This is a genomic window from Marinobacter sp. W-8 (assembly GCF_044342215.1).
GTDB classification, from domain to species: domain Bacteria; phylum Pseudomonadota; class Gammaproteobacteria; order Pseudomonadales; family Oleiphilaceae; genus Marinobacter; species Marinobacter nauticus.
The window spans coordinates 1962686-1979683 of sequence record NZ_CP172297.1; the positions used below are offsets into that span (position 1 = coordinate 1962686).

Here is a 16998-nt window from a genome sequence, read left to right on the forward strand (position 1 = left end):
CCCGTTCTGTGCCTGATGGGTTGTGACAGTACCAGCAACCTCCGCAACATCCTACGGGCACCTTGCGCCAACTTGTTAACCACTTCATAGGCGCAACTATTAATCCCTGATACCTTGAAGGCACTCGGTAACAATATGTAAACAACAATACCAAAGAGCCTCTGGAGGGATTCGCCATGAAACGCTCACCGTTGCAGGGACGCTGCAAAACTACCGTGCAAGGCATGGCCCTTATCTCAAGCATAGCCATCTGTGGCTGGGCCCAGGCAGCCTCTCCCACCCATACCGTCTTTGCTGCGGAAAATGCGCTTTATGGGTCCGGTTACGATATCGGCACGGCCGACGGCTGGATAGACTCCAAGCTGCGAACTGCCATTCGTCAGTATCAGTCCGATCGCCCAGAACTCTCAGCAAGCGGAAATCTGGATTCAGCCACGCTCAAATCCCTTGGTGTGGAGGCGGCTCCGACCCTGACGATCCAGAGCAATTCTGTCGCTTCCCGGTCTGCCGCTCGCGATCAGCTCGGACTTGCCGCAAACTCTCGGCCTCCCGCCCGCTCCGTGGCCGCTGTCGCATCTGAGCCCAAGCCGGAACCGGCCCCCGAAATTCAGGAGCCGGAACCAGAAACCGTCGAGCCGGAGGTCGTGGATACTACGGAACCGCGAGAAAATCAGGTGGCGGCCGTGGAGCTGGCAGAACAATCGCTCCCCGCAGAAAACCCTGAACCAAATCCGGATGAAAACACGCCAGAACAGCATGTTATGGAGCTTTCTTCATCCGTTTCCGAAAGTTATCGAACGCCAGTCACCGCAGATCAGGAGCCGGCAGAAGTTGTCGAGGTGGTCACTGGTGATAACGAAGAGCTGATCGCCCAATTACCTACCGAGCCCACCGCAGCGGGCCCGGACGAGCCGCTCGCCGTTGAAGAAGAACCGGAACCCGTGATTATTGATGCGCCAGTGGCAAACGCCAGCAAGCCGGTTGCTAACCAGGAAGCAAAGGCCGAACCGCGCCCACAGAGCAGCGGCGGTTTCTTCTCCTGGCTATTTGATTTCTTTTTCGGCTGGATAGCCTGATTTTGAAGGCGGCAGGCTCAGTCCTGCCGCTTCATGCGCTCCACATCAGCTTTCGCATCTCTCAAGAAGGATTCAACCGTCTCTCCGGGCAGCAGTAATTGCTGTTCGATCATCGAATCCCGCCAGTCTGATTCTTCAAAAATGCAGCGATACTCGTTGGGAAATTCCACATACAGGCGCTTGAAGTACTCCCGCGCGAGCACCTTGTTGGGCTCCTTGCGGCGCGACTGCAGGACTGCCATGTTGTACAGGGCACCGGCCCGGATGCGATCCGGCTGGCTTTCATCCTGATAGATCTTATCCAGTCGGCCCAGCACTTCCTTCAAGCCGGTTAACCGGTATTCTTTGAGGATCTCCGCCGCAGACTCCATTACCCGGTCCTCACCGTGCGTGCACGGAGAATTGGCGTGGTCCTCAACATACTGGTCCACCGCCCGCTCCACTTCATGGCGATGCTTATGGTCCTGCTTCTGTTCATACACAAAGCCGGTGCCCACGCCGGTGGCAATGGTGCCCGGCATACAACCGCTGACCAGGCCCGAGCCCAGCGCGATTGCGCTCACCAGCCACACAGCTTTAAGAGATTGCGTGTTTGTCATCTGGTCATCCCTGATGGAGTGGAATACGTAGGTTACAATTGAAATGTGCTGAGTTACACAAGGTAACCGTCCTGCCGCGGCAGAACCGTGATCCTTGTTCTAAAACTGAAAAGGAGTGAACGAATGGCCAATACCAAAGCATACGCCGCCACTGCACCGGATTCCGGCCTGGCCCCCTACGCCATTGATCGCCGGGAGCTCCGTGCAGACGACGTTGCGATCGAGATCGACTACTGCGGTGTCTGCCACAGTGACCTCCACACCGTTGAAAATGACTGGGGCGGCTCAAAATATCCGGTCATTCCGGGCCACGAAATTGTTGGCCGGGTCACCGCCGTTGGGCCCGAGGTCAGTCACTTCAAAGCCGGTGACCTGGTAGGTGTAGGCTGCATGGTGGACAGCTGTCGCAGTTGTTCCGCCTGCGACTCCGGCCTGGAGCAGTACTGTATTGAAGGCTCCACCATGACCTACGGCAGCCTGGACCGCCACGATGGCTCGGTCACTCACGGCGGCTATTCCGAGCGGACTGTTGTCAGCGAACGCTTTGTCGTCCGGGTGCCGGAAAAGCTCGACCCGGCCAGTGCGTCTCCCATTCTGTGCGCGGGCATCACCACCTATTCTCCACTCAAGCACTTCAAGGTGGGCAAAGGTCACAAGGTTGGCGTGCTCGGTATGGGTGGCCTCGGCCACATGGGCGTAAAATTTGCCAAAGCGCTGGGCGCCGAAGTCACAATTTTCACTCGCTCAGAAGCGAAGGTGGCGGAAGCGAAGAAACAGGGTGCGGACCACGTCATCATCTCCACCGACAAGGAGCAGATGAAAGCCGCCGCCGATTCTTTCGATTTTCTGCTCGACACCATTCCGGTGGCCCACGATCTCAATCCGTACCTGAAATGCCTCAAGTACGACGGCACGCATATCCTCGTGGGTTTGCTCACACCAATTGAGCCCGCCCTTCAGGCCGGCCTGCTGGTGACCAAGCGCCGTGTGGTGGCCGGTTCTCTCATTGGTGGTATGCCGGAAACCCAGGAAGTTCTGGATTTCTGCGCTGAGCACGACATTACCTGCGATATCGAGATGCTGGATATCCGAAACATCAACGAAGCCTACGTTCGCATGAAGAAAGGCGATGTGAAGTACCGCTTCGTCATTGATATGAAAACGTTGAAAGAAGGCTAGTCTCCCTCCCCTTGCCCGGGTGCCCAATGTGTCGCCCGGGCAGTCTTTGACAATCCGCTAATAACCAATCCGGTTGCAAAGGTTTAGCATGGGTCTATCGTTACCCTATAAACCCCTGGAAATTGTCCATGACCTTTGCACGCATTGCCGGAACCGGTTCCTATCTGCCGGACAACATCGTTACCAATCGCGACCTGGAACAGAAGGTGGAAACCTCTGACCAGTGGATTCGCGAACGAACCGGTATCGAGCAACGGCATATTGCCCTGCCCGGACAAAGCACGGTGGATCTTGCTGAGCAAGCGGCCCTGAACGCCATTGAAGCCGCCGGTATTGAAACCACCGATATTGATCTGATTGTTTTTGCCACCACCACGCCAGACAAGGTGTTCCCCAGTTGCGCCTGCATCCTGCAGGCCCGGCTGGGTATTCAGGGCTGCCCTGCCTTTGATATCCAGGCGGTATGCAGCGGCTTCGTCTATGCCCTGGCCACGGCAGAGAAGTTCATCCGCACCGGTTCAAGCAAGAAGGCGCTGGTGATTGGCGCTGAGGTGTTTTCCAGGATTCTGAACTGGGAAGACCGCACCACTTGCGTGCTTTTTGGCGACGGCGCCGGTGCGGTTGTGCTTGAGGCCAGTGAGGAGACCGGCATTCTGTCTACTCATCTGCACGCCGATGGCCGGTATGAAGAGTTACTGCACGTCCCCTGCGGCATTGCTAACGATTTCGATGCGGTAAAAGCCGGCCAGGCGTTTGTGGAAATGAAAGGCAACGAAGTCTTCAAGGTGGCGGTGAACACGCTCGGCCGGATTGTCGATGAAACCCTGGAAGCCAACCAGATGCAGAAATCCGAGATCGACTGGCTGGTTCCGCACCAGGCCAACTTACGGATTATCGCTGCCACGGCCCGCAAGCTGTACATGCCGATGGATCAGGTGGTGGTGACTGTCAATCGTCATGGCAATACGTCGGCGGCATCCATCCCGTTGGCGCTTGATGAAGCCGTCCGCGATGGTCGAATCCAGCGTGGGCAGGTAGTTCTGCTGGAAGCCTTTGGCGGCGGCTTCACCTGGGGGTCGGCACTGCTACGCTATTAATTACAGGCCCCTATATGCCAAACAAGCCTTTTAATATTTATTTTTAATATTTTTCGTTCTTAAAACATTTTGTTAGATTGCTCCTCAGATTAGAACCATAATTCTGAGGAGCTCGTTATGAAGCAACTGTTCAAGGGAATCGCGCTCGGCGCCGCCCTGCTCTCCGCCCAACCGGTACTGGCTGCAGACCGGGAGCTGCTCAACACCTCTTACGACATCGCTCGCGAACTGTTCGCTGCCTACAACGAAGAGTTCAAAAAGCACTGGCAGGAAAAAACCGGCGAAACGGTCGAAATCAAACAGTCCCACGCAGGTTCATCCAAGCAGGCGCAGGCCATTATCCAGGGCCTGAAAGCGGATGTTGCGACGTTCAATCAGGTAACCGACATCGACATCCTGCACCAGCGCGGTCGCCTGATTCCTGAAGACTGGGCCGATCGCCTGCCGAACAACAGCTCGCCTTATTACTCAACCATGGCGTTCCTGGTACGCGAGGGTAACCCAAAGAATATCGAGAACTGGGACGATCTTGTTCGCGAAGACGTTCAACTGGTGATGCCGAACCCTAAGACCTCTGGAAACGGTCGTTACACCTACCTTGCCGCTCTGGGCTACGCCCAGGACCAGTTTGGCGACGATCAGGAAAAAATTGATCAGTTCATGGCGGACCTGCTCGGTCAGGTACGCGTTTTTGACAGCGGCGGTCGTGGTGCCACCACCACATTCGTTGAGCGCGGCATCGGTGATGTCCTGCTGACCTTCGAGTCGGAGGTTCTGAACATTGCAGACCGTTTCGAGAACGGTGAATACGTGGCTGTTACGCCGAAGGTAAGCTTCCTGGCCGAATTCCCGGTGACCTGGATTGACGACTACGTTGAACAGAATGGCACCGCCGAGCTGGCCAAGGAGTACCTGGAGCACCTCTATACCGAAGACTCCCAGCGCCTGCTGGCAGGCTTCAACTACCGTGTTCACAACGACGCCGTGAAAGCCGAGAATGCCGATCGCTTCCCGGAACTGAAACTGCTGTCCATCGAAGAGATTGCCGGTGGCTGGGAAAACGCCATGAGCACCCATTTCAGCAGTGGCGGCAAGCTGGACCAGTTGCAGCGGCGCCGGTAAGAGCAAGCTATGCCCACCTCCGCTCAAGCAGGCGTCGCCCCCGTGCGGCGCCTTGGTCGTCGTAACAAACGGGTATTGCCGGGGTTCGGTCTGAGCCTCGGCATTTCGCTGTTTTTTGTCAGCCTGGTTTTGCTGCTGCCGATGACCGGGCTGGTCGTTGAAACCTCCGGCATGACCTGGGACCAGTTCTGGTTCACCATCACCGATCCGCGCGTGGTGGAGTCGTACAAGGTTACCTTATGGACGGCCCTTGCAGCGTCACTGTTCAATGGCCTGTTCGGGTTGCTGTTGGCCTGGGTGCTGGTTCGCTATGAGTTTCCGGGCAAGCGTATTGTCGACGCCGTGGTCGACCTGCCCTTTGCCTTGCCAACTGCTGTCGCCGGCATCACCCTGGCAACGCTGTTTTCTCAGAATGGCTGGTACGGCCAATGGCTGGCCAAAATCGGTGTGGAGGTTGCGTTTACACCCCTGGGCATCGTTGTAGCCATGGCATTTACCAGCATCCCGTTTGTGGTGCGTACGGTGCAGCCAGTGCTTGAGGAGCTGTCGCCAGCCGATGAAGAAGCTGCTGTTAGCCTGGGGGCATCTGACGGGCGTGTGTTCCGCAAAGTTATCTTTCCTTCGCTGTGGCCAGCCCTGGTGACCGGAATCGCCCTGTCTTTCACCCGCAGCCTGGGCGAATTTGGTGCGATTATCTTTATCGCCGGCAACACGCCCTACGTCAGCGAAGTCACCAGCCTGATGATCTTCATCCGTCTGCAGGAGTATGACTACGCGGCCGCCAGTGCCATTGCCTCGCTGGTATTGCTGGCGTCGCTGATTCTGCTGTTCTCCATCAACCTCTGGCAGGGTCGCTACCTGCGCAGGCTGGAGGGTCGATAGATGGCTGCACAAAACCGCCGTATTGGTGACCAACCCTGGGTGCGCCGCAGCCTGATCGGGCTGGCCCTCGCAATTACTCTGATCATTCTGGTGATTCCCGTAGTGGTGATCTTTACGCAAGCACTGAGCACAGGCTGGAGCGCTTTTGCCGGCAATGTCCTGGATGAATACACCCTGGATGCCATCGGCCTGACTCTGTTTGTGGCCGCACTCACGGTGCCGCTTAACCTGGTTTTCGGGACAGCCCTCGCCTGGTCGGTTACTCGGTTCCGTTTTCCCGGGCGCAAGCTGTTGATCACCCTGATCGATATTCCATTTGCGGTATCACCGGTTGTTGCCGGTCTGCTGTACCTGCTGCTCTATGGCCGGAACGGCTGGCTGGGCAGTTGGCTGAGCAACTACGACGTTCAGTTGATGTTCTCCTGGCCTGGCATCGTGATGGTCACCGTATTCGTAACCTGTCCGTTTGTGGCCAGGGAGCTGATCCCCTTGATGCAGCAACAAGGCAGCGAGGAGGAAGAAGCCGGCGTGGTGCTGGGCGCTTCCGGCTGGCGGATTTTTCGCAAGATCACACTGCCTAATATCAAGTGGGCATTGATCTACGGTGTGGTGCTGACCAACGCCCGGGCCGTGGGTGAATTCGGCGCGGTCTCGGTGGTATCCGGCAATGTTCGCGGAGAAACCAATACCTTACCGCTGCATGTTGAACTGCTTTATCAGGATTACAATATTGTCGGGGCCTTTGCCAGCGCTTCGCTGCTGGCCGGTATCGCCATCCTGACACTGATTGCAAAAGCATTTGTCGAATGGCGTCAGTCCCGAGCTGAACACGCGACGCCCGAAGAAGGAGGTGCGTGACATGAGTATCACCATTGACCAGATCAACAAGCACTTCGGCGGCTTTCAGGCGCTGAAGAATGTCTCTCTGGATATCCCCGAAGGCCAGCTCACCGCTCTTCTCGGCCCTTCTGGCTCCGGCAAAACCACCCTGCTCCGGATTATTGCCGGGCTGGAGTCTTCGGATTCCGGCCGGATCCTGTTCGGTGGTGACGATGTCAGCCAGTTACACGTTCGCGACCGAAACATCGGGTTTGTGTTTCAGCATTACGCCCTGTTCCGGCACCTGACCGTTGCCGAGAACATCGCGTTCGGCCTGGAGTCGCTCCCCAAAAAGCAGCGCCCCTCAAAGCAGCAGATTCGCCAACGGGTGGCCAAGCTGCTGGAAATGATTCAGTTGCCGGAACTGGCCAAACGCTATCCGGCACAGCTATCTGGTGGGCAGAAACAGCGTGTTGCTCTGGCTCGCGCGCTGGCAACTCAGCCTCGTATTCTGCTGCTGGATGAGCCCTTCGGCGCCCTGGATGCCAAAGTCCGAAAGGATTTGCGCCGCTGGCTGCGAGCGTTGCATGACGAGTACCACTTCACCAGCATTTTCGTGACCCACGATCAGGAAGAAGCGCTGGAGCTGTCAGACCAGGTGGTGGTTATGAGCCAGGGTCAGGTGGAACAGGTGAATTCACCGACCGGACTGTATGCCCGGCCAGAAAGCCGGTTCGTTTTCGACTTCCTGGGCCACGTCAACGTGTTGTCGGGCTTGGTGAAAGGTCAGAAACTGGTTCAGGGCGATGCCTGGGTATCCTTGCCGGGGATTCGCCAGGATCAGGAAGCCCAGCTCTACCTGCGCCCCCACGAAGTTCAGCTGTCCCGATCCCCCGCGGCCAAGGCCCGCCTGCCCCTGCGCATTGAAGCCATCAGCCTGATCGGCTCGGAAGTGCGTATTGAACTTGCCCCGGAAGGCTGGCAGAGCGATGAAATCTGGGAAATCGGCATGAGTCATGCGGAGTTTGCGCGCCAGAACCCCACCCGTGGTGAACTCTGGTACGCGGTACCAAACGTTGGCCACCTCTTTGTCGCCGACAGCGTTCAACCGAGAACAATCGACTGGCAATACACCGAGGCAGCCAACGCCAGCAATATGTGATCGGCGGTCAGGTGGTTACCCACCTGCCGTCGTCGTAACGCAGCGTCTGGTCGCCCTCCACTCGGTGCAGCCAGAGCCAGCGGTTTTCCACCAGAGCCCGGACATCCGCGTTACCCCGGATGACCGCTTCAATACGTTCCGCCGGTGCATCGATCACCACCGCAAGGCGCATTGGCTCATGGCGCCAGTGCTCACCGTCGAATACTGACTGCAACGGAAGTCCGATCCTGAGATCGACCCCATTCCCCTCGATGACACCCAGGTTGCCGCCAACCACCGAGTGCAGCAGTTTGTTGCCGGCACCGAAGATATCCGGCCTGGCAACCGAACCGAAGTACTGCAGATTAATCCAGTTTGCCACCACCATGGGCGCAGACATCAGCAGGGTCAGAACCTCTCCGGACGGGTCCTGCGACGGATCATAGTCGTGCAGGAAGCAGCGCCCCCCGAGATCCAGTGAGCGAGTAAGTGAACGGGAGCCGATCACCATCCCGGCATTGTTGGCCAGGCCCCACTCAGGCCGCACTTCCGCCCAGTTGCGCGTCCGGCGTTTGAGTTCGGCAAGCAGGTCGTCATCGTTCTTGCCATTAAGCCCAAGACTGGTGGCCCTCTCTCTGCGACAGGCCTGGCCAGCAGCCTCAAGCTTCTCAACCAGCGTATTCAGTACCCGCTGATGGCTGTCGGGTACCTGGTCCCGCCCGTAAATGGTTATTCTGTCTGTGATCGTGCAATGCTCAGCCGCCAGAGCAATGGTGCTCTCGGGCATAACAATGCCGCGCTCTGCCAGGCCCGCCCTCACCTGCCGGTCATTCAGCAGCTCGGCAGCCACTCTGGCATTTACCCCTCCATTTTTGCCGCCACAGGCTCCGCAGGCCAGACCAGCTTCGTTGGGGTTGTTGTCCGTATGGGCACCATGGCCCACCAGCAACAACACGCTGGCGAAGCCTTTGGTCAGGGACATCGCCCGCAAAAGCCCTTCCGCCAGATTTACCCGCTCAGGGTCTGACAAAGGATAGCCGTCCACGCTGTGGTGGAGCCTGCCGGGTTCCACCGCCTCTGCTTTTGAAGAGTTTCTGTTCAGGCTGTCGCGAACCAGCTTCCAGGCCCAGGCAAGGCCAGTGGTTTCGACCAGTGTGAATGTAGACAGGCTGGAGTATTTGGCCCGGCGTACGGACTCCCGAACCTGTTCGCGGCTGTCCAGTTTCCGGTCCAGCTCCCGGTCTTCTGACGGACTGCCCAGGGTTTCCGAGTACCGATACACCGGCGCCAGCAGACCTGGCAACCGGGCTTCGTCATCGGTTGGACCATGCCTGTGATGAACAATGGGCATGCCGAAAAAACCCGCCACTCCCAGCGTTCTGATTTCAGGGTATACCTTCTCCAGCTGTCGACGAATGACTTCAGACCTTACGTCTATGCAGAAGGCGGCCTGCACTTTCGCCACAGGATCCGGTTCCGCCAGCGAGCTCCGCCCACTGGAGCGGATATCGTCAAGGAAACGGGACTGCCAGGCCAGCTCATAGGCCCGATGCCATATCCAGAGTGCCTGTTCATTAGCGGAGGCCGGCGCCAGATCGAACGCATTGACGTAACGATTCTGCCAGCTCTCACGCTCTGCCTCAGTCATATTGATCAGCGCATGGGCCTCATGAATGAGCCAGATGGTCGCGAATTGCGCGCAGAAGTGTTCGGTACCGCTTTCATGAGGATCGCCCAGTGCTGCTCGCCAGTCCACACCTCTGCACCAGGATGCCCAGCCCAGCAAATGGCCGAGCAGGTGGTGGATCACCAGGGGCAGTTGGCGGGTGCTGTAAGGCAACTCACGGGCTACCGTTGTAGCGGCTTCCTGCCAGTCAGGCTTCAGCAACATTTCCATGCTGGCTTTCCGGGCCAGTGAGCGTCCGGACTGACTAAGCCAGAACTGATACAGATCCTGTTTTGTACCAGAAACCCGCCAGCGATTCTGGCGCAGGTCGAAGTAGTGCGCACAGGCGCGTCCGATCTCTTCCCGGACCTCCTCGAGGGACGGTTCCTGTTGACCACGGCGGGTGTAACCAAGAGCCGACACAAACCCGGGCTGATTTGATGCCGCCCGGGAAAGCTGGGCCAGGAGCGACTGGCTATCATCTTTCAAGCCCGCTTCGCGGGCAGCTTCCTCAAGGTGCGGACGCTGAATACGACCGCCATCCCAGGCTTCCCGGTAGAAAGCCGAAGGCATCAACAACCCTGCCCCGAACAGGTTGTCCAGTTCTCGGGAAACCTTTTCGACAGGTCCAGTCCTGCTGCCCCACCAGGGGTTAACTGCGATCCAGCGATCTAACGGCCAGATGGGCGCAATTCGTTCGCAGGCTTCATTAACAAGCTCCGGAATGACCTGTTCACAGGAAACAGAATTCGTAACAGGTGCGTTCATGATCTTTCTCCAGTCAGAGCCCCGTGCCGCAGTCGCATGTCGGCCGGTTTACCGTGGGCATTGAGCCAGGTTTGTGCCCAGCGGCTGGTAAGCTTTTCGAAAGGCTTGTCGAGATAGAGTCCTTGGCTGAAGTGCCAGTGGAGCTTCTGCGCCAGCACGCCCTGCGGGCGGGCGAATAGCACCAGCGACAACATAAACAGCACGGCCAGAACTACCCAGGCGAACCACTCCGCGCCAACCGGCAAGGCTGTGTGCGCGATCTGAGGCAAAGCGGTGCTCAGCAGCCAGTTAAGCACCCCGTACAGGGGGACCAGAGCAACGGCCAGCAGCAACACGACGACACGGGCGCCTTTTTGGCTTGCTCCCGGTGTACCCAGAACGGCAGCGCCAACCGCGAACACCAGCAAGGCCGCTAGTACCGGCTTGTGGGCCACCAGTTGTGGGGCCTGCCACAGCAGGGCGGCGGCCAGGCCAGAGGCCAGCAGAGCGAGACCGGCTTGCGACTTGCTGATTTGCTCTGAAAACGCAATCCGGGAGACTTTGACGGTACGGCCAACGGCCAGGAACGAGTGCGCCTTGTACAGGGAGTGAGCCAGCAGGTGCAGTAGTGCCAGCGTGTAGGCGCCCAGCGCAATCTCGAACAGCATGAAGCCCATCTGGGCATTGGTGGACCAGACCAGGCCATGTTTCGCTGAATTCTGGGTCATCATGGTGAACACGGCGACGATGGCGGTTGCCCCGCCAACAACCAGCAGGATCATGTGCCCTGCCGTGAAGCCTTCAAACACCGGGAACAGTCGCAGCCAAAGGAAACCGCCCAGGTTAACTACGCCCGCATGCAGAAGTGCTGACACAGGGGTGGGAGCTTCCATCACCCGGATCAGCCAACCGTGGAACGGGAGCTGGGCACATTTAAGCGCAGCAGCCACCGCCAGCAACACAGAAGCGATGGTCAGCGACTGCGATTCACGGCCCAGGTGTTCGCCCAAAGCATAGATTTCAGGGATGCGGAAGCTGCCGTAGTGATTCCAGATTAACAGTACGGCTGCCAGAATGGCGGCATCGCCAAGCCGGCTGGCAATAAATTTCTGAGCTGCCGCGAGGCGAGCCTGTGGCCGTTCTGCGTACAACGTCAGCAGCTGGTGCAATGAGAGGCTTACCCCCACCCAGGCACCGGCCAGCACCAGCAAGTGATCGGTAAACACCAGCACCAGTACACTGACCACTGTAGTGAGGAACCAGGGCAAAAACGAATTATAAGCCGGGTCGCCACGCAGGTAGTCCCGGGTATAACGAAGAATGACCCAGGCAATGAAACAGACCATCAGCGCCATCCATACCGCCAATCCGTCCGGGTACAGCCCCAGTCGAATGCCGAGCTCCGGCAGACCGGTATCGAACACCAGCCGGTCAAACAACAGGACTGCACCAATCGTGGCGGCTGCCAGCAGCAACAGCCTGAAACCGCTTTCCGCCAGGCGCCAGCAATGAGCCAGTTTGAGAGGGTTTTTCGTCCAGTTGGCGAATCCAGCCAGCGCCAGCAAGGCAACAGGCAGGGCCAGCCAGGCCATCAACAGCACGAGCGAAGCAGTCGTGGTAAGTGTTGTCATGTTGGGCTCCTTCAGGTTCACGCCTACTTTGCCGTTAATGCACTCATACATAAAATGGTTTATAAAGATTAAATCGTTCACTTTTAAAGAACAGACAAGAGACCACCATGCGTCTGAACTACCATCACCTCTACTATTTCTGGACTGTGGCTCGAACCGGACACCTCACCCGGGCGGCCGAATCACTTCATATCTCCCAGTCCGCACTGTCCGGCCAGATACGAAAGCTGGAGGAAAGCCTTGGCTACGATCTTTTTGTCCGGGAGGGGCGGCGACTGCGACTATCGGAGGCCGGGCGGGTAGCCTTTACCTACGCTGAAGAGATTTTCCGCCAGGGGGAGGAACTGGAGGCGCTGTTTCGTACCGGGCGTCAGGCCAACCGGGAAACTCTGAAAGTCGGTGCGGTCGCAACCCTCTCCAGAAACTTTCAGGAAGGCTTCCTGCGGCCCCTGCTGGGACGAAAAGATCTGGAGCTCAAGCTGCAAAGCGGGAGCCTTGACGACCTTCTTCGCCGTTTATCAGCGCACCGACTCGATCTCATTCTGTCGAATCAGCCAGTACAAGGTGACGAAGAAACGCCCTGGCGCTCACGCCGTATAGCCCGCCAGTCGGTCAGCGTAATCGGGCCACCGGGCAGCCAGGATGCCCCCGGGTTTCCCGATATTCTGCGCGACCGACCTCTGATTCTGCCCGGGCCTGACAACAACATCCGGCAGGCCTTCGATCAGCTCTGTGATCACCACCACATTCACCCTGTAATCATCGCTGAAGTTGACGACATGGCCATGATGCGTTTGCTGACCCGGGACAGCGGCCACTACGCCATACTGCCGCCGGTGGTGGTCCGGGATGAGCTGAGAAACGGCGAGTTGAAGGACTACGGCGCCCTGCCCGGCGTATTCGAAGAGTTTTACGCCATTCGTATCCGGCGCCAGTTTGAGTCGCCGGTATTGCGGGAGTTGATGGCTCAGAAAGCCGAGGAGTTACTGACCTTTTCGGACAATCAATCTGGTTGATTCGGCCTATGTATTACGCAAACGGGCCGTTATAGTCGTTGGTGTACAACAATAACAAGGATTATCCATGGCCCACGCTCGTACCCGAAAACCTTCTGTTCTGATTATCGGTACCGGATTCGGCGGAATCGGTATGGCCATCAAACTCAAACAGGCAGGATTTACGGACCTGACTCTGCTGGAAAAATCCGGCGGTGTGGGCGGAACCTGGCGTGACAACACATACCCCGGCGCGGCCTGCGATGTTCAGTCCCACCTCTACTCCTACTCGTTCGAGCCCAAACACGACTGGAGCCGGAAATTCGGAGCTCAGCCTGAAATCCTCGAATACATGGAAGCCTGTGTTACCAAATACCAACTGGAGCCTCACATCCAGTTCAATCAGGCGGTAACGTCCGCAACATTTGACGATCACAGCAACCAGTGGCGCGTGGTGACCGAAACCGGCGACACATTCAACGCCGACGTGTTAATCACCGCCACTGGCCAGTTGAACCGGCCAGCCATGCCGAACATTCCAGGGCTCGAGACATTCCGGGGCGCCTGCTTTCATTCCGCCCAATGGCAGCACCATACCGAGCTTCACAACAAGCGCGTTGCGGTAATAGGAACCGGCGCCAGCGCGATTCAGTTTGTGCCCGAAATTACGCCACTGGTCGGGCAACTGGACCTTTACCAGCGCTCAGCCGCCTGGGTATTGCCCAAGCCGGACCGGCCGTTTCACCAGTTTGAGCAAGCACTGTTTAAAAAGCTGCCACTGTGGGACCGCCTCTACCGGGGCCTCATTTACTGGAAGAACGAATCCCGGGCTCTGGCATTTACCCGTTTCTCGTGGATTCTGGATCTGTTCGCCCATCAGGCCCGAAAAGAAGCCCGCCGCTGGGTAACAGACCCGGATAAACTCCACCATTTGATCCCCGATTACCGCATTGGCTGCAAGCGAATCCTGATCTCCAACGACTGGTACCGAGCGGTCAATCAGCCCCACGTCAACCTGCTCACAGGCGGCATCGCCCGAATAGATGAGACCGGGATTGTGTCTGAAACAGGCGAGCACCGGCCTGCCGACATCATCATCTTCGGTACTGGCTTCCGGGCCAGCGAGTTTCTCTCGCCCATCCACATTGCCGGCCGTGAGGGTCTGACGCTGAATGACGCGTGGACCAACGGCAGCAAAGCCTTCAAAGGCATCTCAGTCAGCGGATTCCCCAATCTTTTCATGCTCTATGGCCCGAATACCAACCTGGCCCACAATTCGATACTGTGCATGCTCGAATCTCAGTACCGGTACGTGTTAAGTGCCCTGGACGCCCTCTCCCGCTACCCCGGCGCGGCCATGGATGTGCGGGAGGATCGCCAGAGCCGATACTGCCAGGTGGTCCAGCGCGGCCTGGAAGGCAGTGTATGGGATGCTGGCTGCAGCTCCTGGTATCTGGACGAGCATGGGCGAAACACCGTGAACTGGCCCGGCTTCACCTTCAGTTACCGGTTTGCGACCCGGTCAGTGGATACCGCCGACTACCAGTTTCTTGACCCGGTGAACGCCTGAGCCCGGCAGCACGGAACCGCCCCGCCGAGGTTTCTCATGAGTTTTAAGCCAGGGTTGAATCAGGCACTTAAACATAGGATGATTGGGTCACCATATAGAGGGATGATCCATTATGCTGACACCAATCCGCAAAGGTTCGCTGGTCGAAACCGCCATTGAAAGTCTCCGGAAAACGATTGAGAGCGGGGAATGGCCGGTAGGTACTCGCTTACCCGTCGAGGCAGAGTTGTCCGAGGCTTTGGGTATCAGTCGCAACACGATTCGCGAAGCCGTAAGGGTTCTGGTGCACGTTGGCATGCTGGAAACCCGACAGGGAGACGGGACCTACGTGCGCGCAAACAGGGACGCCGGAGAAACACTTCGGAGAATTGCCCGAAGCCGACTGGCAGAACAGATTGAGGTCCGGATTACGCTGGAGACGGAAGCGGCACGCCTGGCAGCGAGACGCCGCAACGAAGCGGACCTTAAAGCCATGACCGAGGCCCTGGATGCGCGAGCGGCGGCCGGAGAGGTCATTGCCGAACGTATACGGCACGACGAGCGGTTTCATCACTCGTTGGTGCGAGCATCTCACAATTCTGCCCTGATTGAGCTCTACGACTATTTCTCTCACGCGGTTAGCCAGACCATCGAGCGAACCGAAATGGATTCAGATCTCCCGGAACCCAGCCAGGAAGACCACGAACTGCTGTTGGCAGCCATTCGCCGGAAAGATTCCGATAAAGCGGAGGCACTATCGAGGGCGCTTCTGACACCAAGCCTCAATGCCCTCAGTGGTAAGGAGTAAGCTGTGAAATTCCGGATAGACACCTTTACCCTGCTGTTACTTGGCGCCATTGTTCTCGCCTCGTTCCTGCCGGTAACGGGACAGGCGGCAGAAGCGCTCGGCACCGCAGGCACCATCGCGGTGGCCTTACTGTTTTTCTTTCATGGCGCAGCCCTGTCCAGACAGCAGATCATCGACGGCGCCACCCATTGGCGGCTGCACATCCTGATTACCGCCCTCACCTTCGTGTTTTTCCCCCTTGCCGTACTGCCGGTCAATGAACTGAGCACTATTGCGCCCGAGTGGATGCCCAAAGACCTGGGGCTGGGTTTTCTGTATCTGGGCGTGCTTCCATCCGCTGTATCTTCTTCGATTGCCTACACCGCCATGGCCCGGGGCAACGTACCGGCTGCCATCTGCAGTGCGGCCGCATCCAATGTGTTCGGCATGATGCTGACACCGTTTTTGTTGCTGCTCCTGGTATCCACCTCGGGCGCCGGAGAGTTCTCGGTTGCCGAGGCACTGAAAGACATCGTACTTCAGCTACTGCTGCCATTTGCGATTGGCCATGCCCTGCGCCCCTGGCTCGGCGGCTACCTGTCACGCAATGAGTCACTGATGGCGCGCTATGACCAGTGTGTGATCTGGATCATCGTATACTCCGCCTTCTCTCACTCCGTGGTCAGCGGGTTGTGGCAGAACCTTCCGGTACAGGCCATCGTCCTGGCGATCCTAATCTGCTTCGGCTTGTTGGGGCTGTTTATGCTGATCGCTCGATTGATGGTGCGAAAGCTGGGGTTCAGTCTGGAGGATGAAGCCGCGGTGGTTTTCTGTGGTTCGAAGAAGAGCCTGGCATCTGGCTTGCCGATGGCCAAAGTGCTGTTCTCTGGCCATCCGGGGTTTGGCATGATCGTGTTGCCGATTATGTGCTACAACCAGATCCAGGTGATTGTCGGAGCCATTCTTGCGCAGAAGTATCGTGAGAAAATTCAACAGGCAAAATCAGCCCCCGCCCATGCCTCCGAAAATGGTTGCCAGAATCGCTAAACCCACAATCCAGCCAATAACCGCCGGCCAGAAATTCACCATCTGTGGAGGCTGGTCGGCGGAATCGCTTTCCCCCTCCCCCATGCCTCGGCCAGATAGCATATCCGACTCCGGGTAAGTCCGTGGATCCGGCTCTTCAACAACATCTTTCAGGCTGAACCACTCGAACCAGTCCCCCAGAAAGCGCGCGACCGGAGCCGGAAGCGCGCCGTTTTCTGCCAGCGGGCGAACCTGGGGCTCCAACTGGCGACCAATCTCCCGGCGAACATCAACACGATCTGCCGGGGGTTCACACAGGATGGCCTTCCAGATAGCAACATCCTGCTGGCGGTAATTATCGTTCATCAACGCCCTGATCTGGATAATGACTTCCCGGGTAACCTGGGCCTCTTCGGACGTCAGCGCCCGGGAATCAGCGTCTTCATAGCGGAGTTGTCCGGAATCATTGTCTGTCGGGCTTGATGACGGGACTCCGTCCGGCGCATTGGCCGTCGATTGGGGCTCCGCGCCACCGGTCGCTTCACGGTAGGCCCGCTCCAGGGCCCGGGCCTCATCGCCTGACGCAAACTTCAACTGACGCTCGTAGGCCTGGCGTATCCGATCCTGGTCGCCAGTCGGCTCAATTCCGAGAAGATCCCAACAGTTCATACAACAGCAACTC

Annotated in this window: 15 protein-coding genes; 11 read left to right on the forward strand and 4 right to left on the reverse strand. The window is 57.9% G+C overall.

Translation table 11 applies throughout. The features are described from left to right. Positions 1-176: 176 nt before the first annotated feature. Positions 177-1076 carry a peptidoglycan-binding protein gene (locus ACF8YQ_RS09145; RefSeq protein ID WP_396621200.1) on the forward strand — a complete coding sequence of 300 codons (900 nt, stop codon included), beginning with the start codon at positions 177-179 and terminating at the stop codon, positions 1074-1076. Between the two features lie 17 nt (positions 1077-1093). Here the strand turns inward: ACF8YQ_RS09145 and ACF8YQ_RS09150 are convergent, their stop codons facing one another. Then, positions 1094-1675 carry a hypothetical protein gene (locus tag ACF8YQ_RS09150; RefSeq protein WP_396621201.1) on the reverse strand — a complete coding sequence of 194 codons (582 nt, stop codon included), beginning with the start codon at positions 1673-1675 and terminating at the stop codon, positions 1094-1096. Between the two features lie 123 nt (positions 1676-1798). Here ACF8YQ_RS09150 and ACF8YQ_RS09155 point away from each other — a divergent pair, with 123 nt between their 5' ends. The 6 genes from ACF8YQ_RS09155 to ACF8YQ_RS09180 all read left to right on the forward strand — a co-directional run bounded on the left by ACF8YQ_RS09155 (position 1799) and on the right by ACF8YQ_RS09180 (position 7936). Next, positions 1799-2854, forward strand: a complete 1056-nt coding sequence (locus tag ACF8YQ_RS09155; RefSeq protein ID WP_396621202.1) for an NAD(P)-dependent alcohol dehydrogenase — start codon at positions 1799-1801, stop codon at positions 2852-2854. A gap of 128 nt (positions 2855-2982) precedes the next feature. Next, the gene (locus ACF8YQ_RS09160; protein WP_396621203.1) at positions 2983-3951 is read left to right on the forward strand and encodes a beta-ketoacyl-ACP synthase III; all 969 of its coding nucleotides are present in this window, start codon (positions 2983-2985) and stop codon (positions 3949-3951) included. 117 nt (positions 3952-4068) lie between these two features. After that, a complete protein-coding gene (gene cysP / locus ACF8YQ_RS09165) occupies positions 4069-5073 on the forward strand; it encodes a thiosulfate ABC transporter substrate-binding protein CysP (RefSeq protein WP_011784865.1) in 1005 nt (334 codons plus the stop codon). Positions 5074-5082: 9 nt separating this feature from the next. Continuing rightward, entirely contained in the window at positions 5083-5955 is an 873-nt protein-coding gene (gene cysT, locus ACF8YQ_RS09170) for a sulfate/thiosulfate ABC transporter permease CysT (RefSeq protein WP_011784864.1), read from the forward strand. Next, entirely contained in the window at positions 5956-6813 is an 858-nt protein-coding gene (gene cysW / locus ACF8YQ_RS09175) for a sulfate ABC transporter permease subunit CysW (RefSeq protein WP_114435251.1), read from the forward strand. Between the two features lies 1 nt (position 6814). Next, on the forward strand, positions 6815-7936 hold the full coding sequence (locus tag ACF8YQ_RS09180; protein ID WP_396621204.1) for a sulfate/molybdate ABC transporter ATP-binding protein: 1122 nt from the start codon (positions 6815-6817) through the stop codon (positions 7934-7936). A 7-nt stretch (positions 7937-7943) separates the two neighbouring features. Here ACF8YQ_RS09180 and ACF8YQ_RS09185 read toward each other — a convergent pair whose 3' ends face one another. Next, the gene (locus tag ACF8YQ_RS09185) at positions 7944-10349 is read right to left on the reverse strand and encodes a YbcC family protein (RefSeq protein ID WP_396621205.1); all 2406 of its coding nucleotides are present in this window, start codon (positions 10347-10349) and stop codon (positions 7944-7946) included. After that, a complete protein-coding gene (locus ACF8YQ_RS09190) occupies positions 10346-11959 on the reverse strand; it encodes an NADH-quinone oxidoreductase subunit L (protein WP_396621206.1) in 1614 nt (537 codons plus the stop codon). Before ACF8YQ_RS09190 ends, ACF8YQ_RS09185 begins: the two co-directional genes overlap by 4 nt. A 107-nt stretch (positions 11960-12066) precedes the next feature. Between ACF8YQ_RS09190 and ACF8YQ_RS09195 the strand changes: the two genes are divergently transcribed. The 4 genes from ACF8YQ_RS09195 to ACF8YQ_RS09210 all read left to right on the forward strand — a co-directional run bounded on the left by ACF8YQ_RS09195 (position 12067) and on the right by ACF8YQ_RS09210 (position 16337). Beyond that, positions 12067-12975 carry a LysR family transcriptional regulator gene (locus ACF8YQ_RS09195; protein ID WP_011784859.1) on the forward strand — a complete coding sequence of 303 codons (909 nt, stop codon included), beginning with the start codon at positions 12067-12069 and terminating at the stop codon, positions 12973-12975. 67 nt (positions 12976-13042) lie between these two features. Beyond that, entirely contained in the window at positions 13043-14524 is a 1482-nt protein-coding gene (locus tag ACF8YQ_RS09200) for a flavin-containing monooxygenase (protein WP_396621207.1), read from the forward strand. A 112-nt stretch (positions 14525-14636) separates the two neighbouring features. Then, complete coding sequence (locus ACF8YQ_RS09205) at positions 14637-15311, forward strand: FadR/GntR family transcriptional regulator (RefSeq protein ID WP_014421634.1); 675 nt, start codon at positions 14637-14639, stop codon at positions 15309-15311. Positions 15312-15314: 3 nt separating this feature from the next. Further along, positions 15315-16337 carry a bile acid:sodium symporter family protein gene (locus ACF8YQ_RS09210; RefSeq protein WP_396621208.1) on the forward strand — a complete coding sequence of 341 codons (1023 nt, stop codon included), beginning with the start codon at positions 15315-15317 and terminating at the stop codon, positions 16335-16337. On the opposite strand, the gene ACF8YQ_RS09215 is transcribed toward ACF8YQ_RS09210, so the two are convergent. After that, a complete protein-coding gene (locus tag ACF8YQ_RS09215) occupies positions 16293-16985 on the reverse strand; it encodes a J domain-containing protein (protein ID WP_303292679.1) in 693 nt (230 codons plus the stop codon). The genes ACF8YQ_RS09210 and ACF8YQ_RS09215 overlap by 45 nt on opposite strands. Positions 16986-16998 lie beyond the last annotated feature (13 nt).

What these genes read in the sequence shown, in the direction of transcription:
- ACF8YQ_RS09145 (WP_396621200.1), top strand. Translation starts at nt 177, where the DNA reads ATGAAACGCTCACCGTTGCAGGGACGCTGCAAAACTACCGTGCAAGGC.
- ACF8YQ_RS09180 (WP_396621204.1), top strand. Translation starts at nt 6,815, where the DNA reads ATGAGTATCACCATTGACCAGATCAACAAGCACTTCGGCGGCTTTCAG.
- ACF8YQ_RS09205 (WP_014421634.1), top strand. Translation starts at nt 14,637, where the DNA reads ATGCTGACACCAATCCGCAAAGGTTCGCTGGTCGAAACCGCCATTGAA.
- ACF8YQ_RS09190 (WP_396621206.1), bottom strand. Translation starts at nt 11,959, where the DNA reads ATGACAACACTTACCACGACTGCTTCGCTCGTGCTGTTGATGGCCTGG.
- cysW (WP_114435251.1), top strand. Translation starts at nt 5,956, where the DNA reads ATGGCTGCACAAAACCGCCGTATTGGTGACCAACCCTGGGTGCGCCGC.
- ACF8YQ_RS09195 (WP_011784859.1), top strand. Translation starts at nt 12,067, where the DNA reads ATGCGTCTGAACTACCATCACCTCTACTATTTCTGGACTGTGGCTCGA.
- ACF8YQ_RS09150 (WP_396621201.1), bottom strand. Translation starts at nt 1,675, where the DNA reads ATGACAAACACGCAATCTCTTAAAGCTGTGTGGCTGGTGAGCGCAATC.
- cysT (WP_011784864.1), top strand. Translation starts at nt 5,083, where the DNA reads ATGCCCACCTCCGCTCAAGCAGGCGTCGCCCCCGTGCGGCGCCTTGGT.
- ACF8YQ_RS09160 (WP_396621203.1), top strand. Translation starts at nt 2,983, where the DNA reads ATGACCTTTGCACGCATTGCCGGAACCGGTTCCTATCTGCCGGACAAC.
- ACF8YQ_RS09185 (WP_396621205.1), bottom strand. Translation starts at nt 10,349, where the DNA reads ATGAACGCACCTGTTACGAATTCTGTTTCCTGTGAACAGGTCATTCCG.
- ACF8YQ_RS09155 (WP_396621202.1), top strand. Translation starts at nt 1,799, where the DNA reads ATGGCCAATACCAAAGCATACGCCGCCACTGCACCGGATTCCGGCCTG.
- cysP (WP_011784865.1), top strand. Translation starts at nt 4,069, where the DNA reads ATGAAGCAACTGTTCAAGGGAATCGCGCTCGGCGCCGCCCTGCTCTCC.
- ACF8YQ_RS09200 (WP_396621207.1), top strand. Translation starts at nt 13,043, where the DNA reads ATGGCCCACGCTCGTACCCGAAAACCTTCTGTTCTGATTATCGGTACC.
- ACF8YQ_RS09215 (WP_303292679.1), bottom strand. Translation starts at nt 16,985, where the DNA reads ATGAACTGTTGGGATCTTCTCGGAATTGAGCCGACTGGCGACCAGGAT.